The organism is Niallia sp. RD1 (assembly GCF_024219955.1).
GTDB lineage: Bacteria > Bacillota > Bacilli > Bacillales > Cytobacillaceae > Niallia > Niallia alba.
In genome coordinates this window covers 5,223,261-5,236,169 of record NZ_CP100420.1, presented here as the reverse complement: position 1 = coordinate 5,236,169, position 12,909 = coordinate 5,223,261, and the positions used below count along the sequence as shown (strand labels likewise).

General features: G+C 34.6%; 10 protein-coding genes. 7 read left to right on the top strand and 3 right to left on the bottom strand.

Annotation, left to right across the window (positions count from 1 at the left end):
* Positions 1 to 120: 120 nt before the first annotated feature.
* The gene (locus tag NKG37_RS25215; protein WP_016202793.1) at positions 121 to 1,221 is read right to left on the bottom strand and encodes a M24 family metallopeptidase; all 1,101 of its coding nucleotides are present in this window, start codon (positions 1,219 to 1,221) and stop codon (positions 121 to 123) included.
* Between the two features lie 244 nt (positions 1,222 to 1,465).
* Here NKG37_RS25215 and NKG37_RS25210 point away from each other — a divergent pair, with 244 nt between their 5' ends.
* The 3 genes from NKG37_RS25210 (at position 1,466) to NKG37_RS25200 (ending at position 4,387) form a co-directional block, all read left to right on the top strand.
* The gene (locus NKG37_RS25210; RefSeq protein WP_040343196.1) at positions 1,466 to 1,711 is read left to right on the top strand and encodes a hypothetical protein; all 246 of its coding nucleotides are present in this window, start codon (positions 1,466 to 1,468) and stop codon (positions 1,709 to 1,711) included.
* Positions 1,712 to 2,119: 408 nt separating this feature from the next.
* Positions 2,120 to 3,439 (top strand): CBS domain-containing protein, encoded by a 1,320-nt coding sequence (locus NKG37_RS25205; protein ID WP_016202791.1) that lies wholly within the window; start codon positions 2,120 to 2,122, stop codon positions 3,437 to 3,439.
* A gap of 15 nt (positions 3,440 to 3,454) precedes the next feature.
* Positions 3,455 to 4,387, top strand: a complete 933-nt coding sequence (locus NKG37_RS25200) for a DHH family phosphoesterase (protein WP_016202790.1) — start codon at positions 3,455 to 3,457, stop codon at positions 4,385 to 4,387.
* Between the two features lie 145 nt (positions 4,388 to 4,532).
* Here the strand turns inward: NKG37_RS25200 and ytrI are convergent, their stop codons facing one another.
* Both ytrI and NKG37_RS25190 read right to left on the bottom strand, forming a co-directional pair.
* Positions 4,533 to 5,042: a sporulation membrane protein YtrI gene (gene ytrI, locus NKG37_RS25195; protein ID WP_101730643.1), complete on the bottom strand. Its 510-nt coding sequence runs from the start codon at positions 5,040 to 5,042 to the stop codon at positions 4,533 to 4,535.
* Complete coding sequence (locus tag NKG37_RS25190; protein WP_016202788.1) at positions 5,043 to 5,375, bottom strand: sporulation membrane protein YtrH; 333 nt, start codon at positions 5,373 to 5,375, stop codon at positions 5,043 to 5,045. It abuts the gene before it with no gap.
* Between the two features lie 875 nt (positions 5,376 to 6,250).
* Between NKG37_RS25190 and dnaE the strand changes: the two genes are divergently transcribed.
* From dnaE to accA, 4 genes are all read left to right on the top strand, one after another.
* On the top strand, positions 6,251 to 9,631 hold the full coding sequence (gene dnaE / locus NKG37_RS25185) for a DNA polymerase III subunit alpha (RefSeq protein ID WP_254415515.1): 3,381 nt from the start codon (positions 6,251 to 6,253) through the stop codon (positions 9,629 to 9,631).
* Between the two features lie 272 nt (positions 9,632 to 9,903).
* Entirely contained in the window at positions 9,904 to 10,536 is a 633-nt protein-coding gene (locus NKG37_RS25180; protein ID WP_254415514.1) for a FadR/GntR family transcriptional regulator, read from the top strand.
* A gap of 69 nt (positions 10,537 to 10,605) precedes the next feature.
* A complete protein-coding gene (gene accD, locus NKG37_RS25175) occupies positions 10,606 to 11,475 on the top strand; it encodes an acetyl-CoA carboxylase, carboxyltransferase subunit beta (protein WP_169188965.1) in 870 nt (289 codons plus the stop codon).
* Entirely contained in the window at positions 11,469 to 12,422 is a 954-nt protein-coding gene (accA, locus tag NKG37_RS25170; protein WP_016202784.1) for an acetyl-CoA carboxylase carboxyl transferase subunit alpha, read from the top strand. Before accD ends, accA begins: the two co-directional genes overlap by 7 nt.
* The last annotated feature ends 487 nt before the right edge of the window (positions 12,423 to 12,909 follow it).

Here is a 12,909-nt window from a genome sequence, read left to right as displayed (position 1 = left end):
GTGCAAGTACATAAAGGAAGAAATAGATTAGGAGTTTATATTAATTCGAAGTTAATTATAAACAAAACAAAAAAGAAAGTATCGATGGTCATTTACCGATACTCTCTTAATTATTTTTACTTATTGGATGATTTGAAGTTCTTTTGGGAATTTTGTTAAAATCTCTACCCCTTCTTTTGTAACATAGATATCATCTTCGATTCGAACTCCTGCCACATTCGGTACGTAAATTCCAGGTTCGATCGTATATACCATGCCTTCTTGTAAAACAAGCGAATTTGTTTCCGTTAAGGAAGGGAATTCATGAACACTAATACCTAATCCATGACCTAAACGATGTGGAAAGAAATCTCCATATCCCGCATCTTTTATCGTGTTACGAGCAGCAAGGTCAACGGTAGCACATGAAACGCCTGGCTTAGAGGCTTCGATTGCAGTAAGCTGCGCTTTTAAAACAGTGTCATAAATGTCCTTTTGTTTTTCGTTAATGTCTCCAAAAGCAACTGTTCTAGTAATATCAGAGCAGTACCCATCAACCACTACCCCTAAATCAAATAATACTAAGTCTCCTTTTCTTACTTTTGTTTCGCCAGGGTTACCATGAGGAGAAGCGCCATTAACGCCCGTTAGTACCATAGTAGAAAAGGACATTTTACCGATGCCTTTTTTCTTTAATTCATATTCGATGCTTGCTAGGATTTCCATTTCTGACTTACCTTCTGCAATTTCATTGCAGCCAACTTCTATAGCAAAGTCTGCCCATTTACAAGCCTCTTTTATTTTAGCTAATTCATCCGAAGTTTTAACCATACGCAAAGTATTAATTTTTTCTTCAGCAGAAACATATCCTTTGATGTTAGGGAAAGAATTCTGCAATGCCTGATATCTTGTAACGTTCATGTGATCCATTTCAAGGGCAACTTTTACCGTACGGCTTGTACGACTTTGAACCATGCTTTGAATAGTGTCCCATGGGTTGTCTGTATCGCTATAGCCGATAATTTCATAGCTCCAGCCAGCGTTTTTCGCATCATTTTTTTCCATGGCAGGACAAACTAATATTGGATCATTTTCTGGAAATACAATCAATGCTAATAGTCTTTCGTGTGGATCACTGTAAAATCCACTGAAATAGAAGATATTATCTGTTGATGTTAAAAATGTGAAATCAATTTCTTCTTGTTTCATCCAGTTTGCTAGAGAATCTAATTTTTTTTCCATGTTAACCAACCTCCAAGTCTTTCTTACCAAGTAATACTTCTTTACTCTTACGCTGTTTCGTAGGACTAGTTGAATATATTTCTTATCCTATAAGATTAACAACATAAGTCGTGCATGTAAATATTTAGCTTTCCTAAATTTTTTGTCATTGTGGATATAATGGCTAACATCTTAATTTAGCAAATTTTCCATACTTTTTTCAGTCTTGTCCGCATAGTATGGAAACAGGGAGGTTTTAATGATTATGAATAAGAATAGATATTTATTATGCATCTTATTATGTGGAGTGCTTTTATATTATGGAGTGCCAAGACTTTCTCCATTTAGTGAAGGGGCTGAAGGAATCTTTTCGATTACTTGGCTTGCCTTTGCTTTAATAGTGGTAGCAGGGAATTTAACGGCGTTACTATATACTCCTAAGAAACCAAGAGCAGTCAAAAGATCCTATAGTAAAGTACAGAAAAAGAAAAAAATATATTATTACCAATAAGATTAAAATAGCTAGTTTGGATGAGTCCATACTAGCTTTCGTTTGTAGAAAAGAATGAGAAGAGATAGGCGAATGGAATTTATGTATTTAGGGAAAGAGAGAAAATGATGGTTCTTCCATTTGTTTATAGTCGAATGTTTTATGACGATTAACAGAGAATTCATTGAATACCCTAGTAGTTCACTCTATAATAAAGATATGTCAGCTTATTTGAAATAAGAAAAAATATTTCTCGGTAAGCTATGAGTAGATAAATGATGAATTTTAGATAAATAGAGAGAAAATACGTATTTAAATGTTTAGTGCAGGCAGTTTTCGCTTTAAGCAAGCTTAAGGAATCAAAACAACATGTTTTTCTAAGTTTGTTTGCGATTTAGCAATGTGCTTTTCTTAAAAGAGGGTGGTAATTTGGCTACAAAACATGAGCAAATATTAAATTATATTGATGAATTACAAGTAGGAGAAAAAATTTCTGTTCGACAAATTGCAAAAGCGTTAAATGTGAGTGAAGGAACAGCCTATAGAGCAATTAAAGAAGCAGAAAATAAAGGATATGTAAGTACGATTGAAAGAGTCGGTACGATTAGAATCGAACGAAAAAAGAAAGAGAATATTGAGAAATTAACATATGCTGAAGTAGTTAATATTGTGGATGGACAAGTTTTAGGAGGAAGAGCCGGGTTACATAAAACATTAAATCGTTTTGTGATTGGTGCGATGAAATTAGATGCAATGATGCGTTATACAGGTGCTGGTAATCTTTTGATAATTGGAAATCGAGTACGAGCCCATGAACATGTCTTAAAAGCTGGAGCAGCCGTTTTAATAACAGGAGGATTTGATACAGAAGAGCATGTGAAACGTTTAGCAGACGAATTGCAGCTTCCTATCATTTCAACAAGTTATGATACATTTACCGTTGCAACGATGATAAACCGGGCGATCTATGATCAACTGATAAAAAAAGAAATTGTCTTAGTAGAAGATATATTAACTCCACTTAAAGACACAATTTATTTAAAAACAACAGATAATGTCGCTTTATGGCATAAATATAATAAAGAAACATTGCATGGTCGCTTTCCCGTAGTAGATCAAAGTTTAAAAGTACAAGGTATGATTACATCCAAGGATGTTATCGGAAAATCGATGGATATGACTATTGAAAAAGTTATGACGAAACAACCGATGACTGTAAGTGGAAAAACAAGTGTTGCTTCTTGTTCTCATATGATGGTATGGGAAGGAATTGAAGTTTTGCCAGTAGTAGATGAGGCAAATAAATTAGAAGGAATTATTAGTAGACAAGATGTATTAAAAGCGCTCCAAATGAACCAAAGGCAACCTCAAATTGGCGAAACTATTGATGATATTGTAACTAAACATCTATTGTTGACAAAAGGGAAAAACAAAGGAGAAACTACTTTTTCCTGTGAAGTAACGCCGCAAATGACCAATCATATAGGTACCATATCTTATGGTGTGTTTACTACGATAGTATCAGAAGCTGCCAACAGAGTATTAAGAGGCTTTAAAAAAGGTGATTTAGTTGTAGAAAATATGACCATATATTTTATAAAGCCAGTGCAAATGGATAGTGTCATTGAAATTGCACCTAAAATTTTAGAGGTAGGACGGAAATTTGGGAAGGTAGACGTTGAAGTATTTAATCAAGGTGTACTCGTAGGAAAAGCAATGATGATGTGTCAATTAATTGATCGTCATTAAAGAAGGGAGAAATAAATGAAACAGCAAATACTAGATGCAATTAAAGCGTTTAATACTATCATCATTCATAGACATGTTCGCCCAGATCCTGATGCATATGGATCGCAAGGAGGACTAGCAGAAATTATTAAGGCTTCTTTTCCAGATAAAAAAGTGTTTACAGTAGGCGAAGAAGAAATATCCTTAAACTTTTTACGCAAACTAGATACCATTGATGACGGTATCTATAAGGATGCTTTGGTTATCGTATGTGATACAGCTAATCAAGAGAGGGTTTGTGATCAACGTTATCAAACAGGTAAAAGGCTAATTAAGATTGATCATCATCCAAATGATGATGCATATGGAGATATAGTTTGGGTGGAAACTACTGCTAGTTCAACTAGTGAATTAATTTATGAATTTTATTTGTTTGGAAGAGATCAAGGATTGAAGATGAGTGATGAAGCAGCAAGGCTGTTATATGCTGGGATTGTTGGAGATACAGGGAGATTTCTTTATCCAAGTACCTCAGAAAAAACATTTCATTATGCAGGAGAATTAATCAAATATTCATTTTCCCGAACAGAAATGTATGACCAAATGTATGAGTTAGATCCTCATATTGTAAAGCTAAGTGGCTATGTCCTTCAGAACTTTGAAGTTCATGCAAATGGTGTTGCAAGCATGAAACTAGATAAGGAAATTCTTGATCAATTTCAGGCAACTCCTGCACAGGCATCTTTACTTGTTAGCAGTTTAGGGACTGTGAAAGGTTTAAAAGCATGGGTCTTTTTTATAGAGGAAGCGGATCAAATTCGTGTGCGTTTACGTTCTAAAGGTCCAGTTATTAATGGAATTGCGAAAAGTTATAATGGTGGAGGACATCCATTTGCTTCTGGTGCAACGATTTATCAATGGGAGGATGCAAGTAAAGTAATTAGGGATTTAGAAGCGGTTTGTAGATAGAGGAGAAAAGGTGTTACTCATTTATCCCACTCTCTTCTCACATTAAGCTGTAGAAAATCAAGGCTAGGTGGGGATAATTTGATAAGTTCAACTAACGATTAGTGGAGCATGAGGAAAACACCAGCTGATCGTTAGTTTTCTTTATCTAATCCCCAAAGGTTACACTTAATTCGACATGAACAGTTGTATAGATAATTAACTCTGTCACCTTAAATTTGTAACGTTTTTTATCGGAGACAACAACCTTGTTTTCGATTGATTTTTTTAGTAGTGCACGACTTTTATATACCATATCAAGGTCTTTAGCAATAATGGTGGATAAGTCTTCTTTAATTGCATCTTCCATTTCGAGTGCATTAAAGGGTTTGATATCGTATTTTTCTTTATCTGTATTGTTTATTTTTACAACGATATTTTCAACTGTCAGCTTTTCTTCTGTTGTTTTATTTTGAGCAGCAAATTCTTCCTGCCAAATCTTCTTCTCTCTTTCTAAATCTTCAATGGTAGCTTTCTGTGTTTTAATTTCTGAACTATATCTTTCCTGCCATACGCCAAAAATAAAGACAAAAATACACCAACTGATTACCCCGCCGATGACCATCCCGGCAAAAAAGCGTTGTACTGCCCGATTTTTATAATATGGTGGAATTCTCATTTAAATGTACTCCTGTGTGATCCATTTAATAATGGTTATTCCAGTATGTGCTCCCCCAAAAGCTGATACAATTAATAAAATCTGTTTGAATAAGTCTTTAGTTCCAGCATCATAGATTCCTTTTTCAATCGTATCAATCGCATCAAAAGTACCACCAATTGCAGTGACAATTGCCCAAATTTTTATGATACCGGAAATACGAATGATTTCTGTGAGGAGGGGTTTTCCTGTTAGGAAAGCAGCGAGCCCTCCTAAAAGTGCACCTCCTAATATAACCCCTAATGCGATAAAGTAGCTTTCGATGAAGGTAGGGAAGAATGGTTGTTGATTCATACGTTAACCTCTCTAACTTTTTTGGTTTGGTTTTTATCCCACTCTTAACGGACTCTAGTAAACTTTCTATTCTTATTACTATGGACAATCTATAGTTTTTATGAATGATTTTAAAGACGATTCTTCATAAGTTTTGAAAAAAGATAATATCTTCTTTCGTAACTAACGACTAATAAAGAGAACATATTTTCTTTTTTTGCGCTGAACATCTATAATGAAAGGAAAAAGGTTTTTTTTAGAAAGGTCAAGGAGAACGGAAAGAATTATTGCTTTCTAAAAAGTAAGTTACCTTTATAGTGGTAACTAAGCTTTATGTAAGAAAGATTGATGAGGATGGGACGAAGCAAAATATATAATAGGTAAAGACGAACAATTTCTCATTTAGTAGCGATAACAATAAGTTTCCTAACTCTTTTCAAAAGAAACTATAATTAGGATGAAAGACGGAGCAGACTGAATACACGTAGATGGGAGTTGCGAGAAAGTCCGAGACCCCGCAGGAATGAGGCTTGACGCTCGCCCCGTGGAAAGCGAAGTGTATTCAGTCTTCGGGTAATAACCACAAATCTTCTTTCTTAAAATTAATAAAAAAACCCAAACCATTATACGGAAGTTTTATCCCACTCTTAACGGACAGTAAGACTCAACCGTAAGCTTATGAGAATACGAGGAAGAGAGGTGGGAGATCAACTGTCCGTAAAGGTCCGATTGGTTCAACTAACCATCAGTGGGGGATGAAGGAAAACCCCATTGATGGAAGTTTTACTTTATCAGCATCTACGTATAATGGTTCGGATTTATATTTAGTTGGAATACTTATGTCCAGCCTCTTTTTACATACTCTCCTGTACATAGGAGAAAATTAAAAAATTTTCATGAAAAGTGGTGAATTTATGTCTTTTGTACATCTTCAGGTTTCTAGTGCATATAGCCTTTTATCTAGTACTCTTTCCATTAAAGAGCTAGTCAGCAATGCCAAAAAGCAGGGCTATCGTTCTATTGCTTTAACGGATCGTAATGTAATGTATGGGGCAGCCTCTTTTTATAAAGAATCGTTGCGGCAAGGAATAAAACCGATTATTGGACTAAAAGTAGATGTAATAAGTGAATGGGAAGGGGAAAAAGCCTATCCATTAGTTCTATTAGCTAGAAATACCCTTGGATTTAAAAATTTATTGAAAATAACAAGTGCTATTCAAACGAAAAATCCACAAGGAATTCCCGTAAAATGGTTAAAGCACTATGCAAAAGGCTTGATAGCTATCTCACCTGGATGGGAAGGTGAGATAGAACAATATCTTTTGAATGGTAACAAGGAATCAGCCCAAGATACTTTATTATTATGGAAGTCCATATTTGAACAAGGACACTTCTTCTTATCTATGCAAAGACACGGCCTTTCTTTGGAAGATAGTTTAAATGAACAATTAAGACAATTGGCTATCCAAGAAGAAGTCAAGATGGTAGCAACCAATAATGTTATGTACCTTGAGCAAGAGGATCATTTTGCATATGAATGCTTAATCGCAATAAAAAACGGTGAGAAGCTATCAGATATTGAGCAAAATGAATGGCATTCTGATCAGCATTATTTAAAAAATAGAGAAGAAATGCTCGCGTTATTTAATGATCTGCCAGATATTTTGGAGAATACGTGGCAAGTGGGAGAAGTATGTCAAATCGAAATGGAGGGCATGCTTGCAACATTGCCTAAATATACTGTTCCTGCGGACAAAAATGCACAAAGTTATTTGAAAGAATTATGTATTGCTGGGTTATATGAGAGATATCCTGTCCCTTCTAATGAACATAAAGCGCGTTTAGAATACGAGCTTGAAATCATTGGGAAAATGAATTACAGTGACTATCTCTTAATTGTTTGGGATTTTATGAAGTTCGCACGGGAAAATGGTGTTTTAACTGGTCCTGGAAGAGGATCTGCTGCTGGGTCAATTGTTGCCTATGTTTTACATATTACAGACGTAGACCCTATTAAGTATCAATTGCTTTTTGAAAGATTTTTAAATCCAGAGAGAATTTCAATGCCAGATATCGATATTGATTTTCCGGATAATAAGAGAGACAAAGTTATTTCATATGTGAAAAATAAATATGGGGAGCTTCACGTTGCACAAATTATTACATTTGGTACGCTGGCTGCTAAAGCTGCCTTGCGAGATGTCGGCCGAGCGTTTGGCTTATCTGTAAAAGAGCTAGATGAACTTTCAAGGATGATTCCATCCAAACTAGGAATCAATCTTAAACAAAGCTATCAAGAATCAATACGTTTGCAACAATTTGTTACATCATCTCCTCGTAATAAAAAACTATTTGATACCGCTTGTAAAATTGAAGGCCTTCCAAGGCATACATCAACACATGCTGCTGGCGTAGTTCTAAGTCAACAGCCACTTGTTGACATTATTCCGATTCAAGGTGGTCATGACGACATTTACTTAACACAATATAGTATGGAATACTTAGAGGAACTTGGTTTATTAAAAATGGATTTTCTTGGTTTAAGAAATCTTTCTTTCATTGAATCAATTCTTGATATGCTATACAAAGCGACAAAGAAAAGGATAGATATAAGAAAAATACCGATCGATGATCCAGCTGTATTCAAGCTTTTGAGTAGGGGAGAGACAACAGGGATTTTTCAATTAGAGTCGGAAGGGATGCGCAATGTATTAAAAAGGTTACAGCCTACTGATTTTGAAGATATTGTAGCCGTTAATGCGCTTTACCGTCCAGGACCTATGGAGAATATTCCTCATTACATTAATAGAAAACATGGTAAAGAGTTGATTAACTATTATCATCCTGATTTAGAAGAAATATTAAGCAACACATATGGAGTTATCGTTTATCAAGAGCAAATTATGCAAATTGCTTCGAAAATGGCTGGTTTTTCACTAGGAGAGGCAGATCTTTTGAGAAGAGCTGTGAGCAAGAAACAAAAAGATATTCTAGAAAAAGAAAAAGTTCATTTCGTAAAAGGTGCCAAAAGAAAAGGATATCACGAAAAAACAGCGAATGAAATATATGAGTTAATTGTGCGATTTGCCAACTATGGTTTTAATAGAAGCCATGCAGTGGCATATAGCATGATTGCTTATCAGCTTGCTTATTTAAAGGCAAACTATCCATTGTATTTTATGGCTGCATTATTGACATCGTCCCTTGGAAACACAGGAAAAATACTTCAGTATATTCAAGAATTAAAACAGATGAATATTGAATTGTCTCCGCCTTCTATTAATCAGAGTAATTACTTTTTCCGCGTGGAAAAAAATAAAATTCGTTATAGCTTAGCGGGTATTAAAGGTATTGGCGGAAATGTAATGAGAGAAATTCTAAAGGTAAGAAGTCAGAAAAAATTTGACGATTTATTTGATTTTTGTATTCGTGTTTCTCCAAGAACAATTAACAGAAGAGTAATGGAAATGCTTGTTTATTCAGGAAGTTTTGATGAATTTGGTGTGGATCGTGCTACTTTGCTGGCGTCCATTGATGTAGCAATACAACATGCACAATTAGTCCATCCAGAGGATGAGGAGCAAAATGATTTATTTAGTGAGGATGATTTCTTTTTTAAACCAAAATATGTGGAAGTAGAACCACTCAAAATAGAAGATAAGTTAGCTTTAGAAAAAGAAGCATTGGGATTTTATTTGTCAGATCACCCAGTGTCTATCTATAAGCAGTATCAGACTACTTTACAAACAACTCCAATCATTGAAATGGAGCTAGGGAAGAAACATAAAAGTATTGTGTATATAACAGAATTAAATGTTATTCGGACAAAAAAAGGGGAGCCTATGGCTTTTATCCAGTTAAGTGACCAAAGCGGAGACATTCAAGGGGTTATTTTTCCAACGGTTTTTAAGAAATATCAAAGCTTGCTTATCTCAGGAGAAATGATTTATTTGGAAGGAAAATGTGAAGAAAGAAATGCAAATAAACAATTTGTTATTCAAATAGCTGAATCGATGGAGACAATTGTCCAATCACTTCCTAATAAAGAGCATAAGTTGTTTATTAAAGTTATGAATGAGAAACATATGGTTAATCAGAAAATGGAACTCCTCTCGGTTATGAGAAAATTCCCGGGAACTACTCCGGTTATTATTCATTATGAAGAAACAGGAAAAAGCATCGTTTTAAACGAAGAATATAAAATTTCTCCAAGTAAGGAATGTATGGCTGAATTATCGGCTTTACTAGGTGCTGATCAAGTTATCCTTACTGGATAAAACTTTACAACTTTAAAAAGTTGTTATATTGTTTAATAAGCTAACTGGTCAGACCACTTAGCAGAATGATTGGATTGGATTGGATTATTTTGTACTTATACTTTATTTATTTTATCGGCTGTTTTCTAAAAGAATGTTGTTTTTTGAATAGGGAAACTTAATGTATTGAAACACTTAGCAGCCTGAATTCAGGCTGCGGGTTACTAACAACAAACTTTAAGAAGACAACCATTTTTAAAAAACGTTGTCTAAAAAAGGCAAGAAAGAAGTGAGTGAGACATAAGGTGAATGAATCATCTTCAAAGGAATCCAAGTTATATGTGGATATCGTGAATCATTTACGAGAAATGATTGATCAAAATGACCTAAAGCCAGGGGACAAGCTTCCATCTGAACGGGTATTAAGCGAAACCCTTCGAGCAGGAAGATCTTCAATTAGAGAAGCTTTAAGGGCATTAGAGCTTTTAGGGCTTATTGAAACGAGAAAAGGAGAAGGTACCTTTCTTCGCGATTTTCAAGGTCATAAATTAGTAGAATTGATCAGTACGTTTATATTGCAGAATGATAAAGCAAAGCAAGACGTTTTGGAGACGAAGAATTATATTCAATTAAATGCTCTTTATATTGCAATGGAAAAAATAACACAAGATGAAATCGAACATTTAAAACATTGGGTGAAAGAACAAGCAATATCAGAGAGCGAATTTTTTTTTCAACTAATTAAAATCGCTGATAATTTCTTGGTTCATCGTTTATGGACGATTTTGAATGACTATTATCACTCATTAACAATTCCTGCGAAAGAATGGAAGCGAGAGGATTACCTCCTTCTTTTAGATTCATTAGATCGGAAGGATCAAATGCAATTATGGAGTGTGTTTAGTCATTACAATAACTTTAAATGAATATTGGTGCATGGAAATGACAGGAATCCGATTCAAATTTAAATTGTTACTTATGGGGAGGTTTCCATATTGATTAAGGGAATATTTTCGAAATCAAAAAAGCTTAAATATGCAACACTGCCTTCAGAATTATCAAAAAATGAAGTGCCAGAAGGTATTATGACAAAGTGTTCTAATTGTAAGAAAATAATGTATACACGTGAATTACAGAAGAATCATAAGGTTTGTCTAAACTGTGGTTATCATCTGCCAATGAAAGCTTATGAAAGAATGAATAGTATCCTAGACGAAGCAACCTTTGTTGAGTTAAATGCGGATATGAAAACAGGTAATCCTTTACAATTTCCTGGTTATGAAGATAAAATCGCAGGAGATATTCAGAAAACAAATATGAACGAAGCAGTAGTTACTGGTACGGGCGAAATAAATGGAATGAAAGTAGTAATAGCTGTAATGGATTCTTCTTTCCGAATGGGAAGTATGGGATCAGTGGTTGGGGAAAAAATAACCCTTGCTATAGAAAAAGCAGATGAGCTTTCCGTACCATTTATTATTTTTACGGCTTCTGGTGGAGCAAGAATGCAGGAAGGCGTTCTAAGTCTTATGCAAATGGCTAAAACAAGTACTGCATTAAAACGATTTAGTGATAATGGCGGATTATATATTACGATTATGACCCATCCTACAACAGGGGGAGTCTCTGCAAGCTTCGCTTCACTTGGGGATTACAATTTTGCTGAACCAGGCGCATTAATTGGTTTTGCTGGACGTCGGATTATTGAACAAACAATTGGTGAAGAGCTTCCTAAAGACTTCCAAACGGCAGAGTTTTTGCTAAAACATGGTCAACTAGATGCAGTAATACCTAGGTTAGAATTAAAAGATAAACTTAGCTTAGTCCTTGAAATGCATCAAACTGGTGGTGAATTAGAGTGGTAGGATTAGATTTTGATAAGCCGATTAATGAATTAAAAGATAAAATCCAAGAATTAAAAAACTTCTCTGAAAATGCAAATGTTGATTTGAGTACAGAGATTGAAAAATTGGAAATTCGCTTAAAAAAGCTTGAAAAAGATGTCTATGATAATATGAAACCTTGGGATAGGGTTCAAATTGCTAGACACCCAAATAGACCAACGACACTTGATTACATTTCTCATTTATTCACCGATTTTATCGAATTGCATGGAGATAGAGGTTTTGGAGATGATGAGGCAATCGTAGGTGGTATTGCAAAATATAAAGGTTTGCCAGTAACAATTGTTGGTCACCAAAGAGGGAAAGATACAAAGGAGAATATTCGCAGGAATTTTGGAATGCCACATCCAGAAGGATATCGCAAAGCCCTTCGCTTAATGAAGCAAGCAGACAAGTTTAACCGTCCAATCATATGCTTCATTGATACAAAAGGTGCATACCCTGGTAAAGCTGCAGAAGAAAGAGGACAAAGTGAAGCTATTGCCAAAAATTTATTTGAAATGGCATCTATGCAAGTCCCAATTGTCTGTATCGTAATTGGGGAAGGTGGTAGTGGCGGAGCTTTAGCTCTTGGTGTAGGTAACCATATCCATATGCTTGAGAATTCCACCTATTCAGTAATCACTCCAGAAGGAGCGGCATCTATCTTATGGAAAGATGCTGGTCAGGCGAAACAGGCTGCTGAAAAAATGAAGATTACGGCTCCAGACTTAAGGAAATTGGGTATTATTGATTCGATTATTAGAGAAGTGAAAGGTGGAGCCCACCATGATATAAAAGAACAAGCGGAGCAAATTGACGAAGTTTTATATTCATCCTTAAAAGAATTGACAGGGATGACTAAGGAAGAACTTGTGAATCATCGCTATGCTAAGTTTAAAAATATGGGATCTTATTTAAATCATTAATAATATCTAGCTTAATAAAAGATTTTAAACTGTAGACAATCTCACTTGTCTACAGTTTTTTGAGTGAAATAGGAAAAAATATTTTTTATCTTTGTATATAGACGAGTATAAAAAGCTCTAAGAAGGTAAAAATGTATTTTTGCAGAGGATTTATGGAAATTTACATAAAAAATAGTGTATGGAACATATTATAAAAAGCTTAACTTTCTTCTGTTAAGTATTTCAATTTAATGTTTAAAGTTTTAAATATCGGGAAATAGCTACAAAACGAGAGATTATAAAACGTTTGCAATTTGCTGATTATTCCGTCTTTTATTTTTTTGTCATATTAAGTTGAGATACGCGATTCTTCATGATATGGTAGAATTGTTTAATGGATAATTGGATAAATAGAATTCGAATTAATAGAGAAAAAGCAATTTCTTGATTAATTTACAAAAGTTAGCATTACATAGATTATATATATGTAAATTTTGTGAAATATGTT

Coding starts and splice junctions, on each gene's coding strand:
- NKG37_RS25215 (WP_016202793.1), bottom strand. CDS start 1,221: ATGGAAAAAAAATTAGATTCTCTAGCAAACTGGATGAAACAAGAAGAA.
- NKG37_RS25210 (WP_040343196.1), top strand. CDS start 1,466: ATGAATAAGAATAGATATTTATTATGCATCTTATTATGTGGAGTGCTT.
- NKG37_RS25200 (WP_016202790.1), top strand. CDS start 3,455: ATGAAACAGCAAATACTAGATGCAATTAAAGCGTTTAATACTATCATC.
- ytrI (WP_101730643.1), bottom strand. CDS start 5,042: ATGAGAATTCCACCATATTATAAAAATCGGGCAGTACAACGCTTTTTT.
- NKG37_RS25190 (WP_016202788.1), bottom strand. CDS start 5,375: ATGAATCAACAACCATTCTTCCCTACCTTCATCGAAAGCTACTTTATC.
- dnaE (WP_254415515.1), top strand. CDS start 6,251: ATGAAAAGTGGTGAATTTATGTCTTTTGTACATCTTCAGGTTTCTAGT.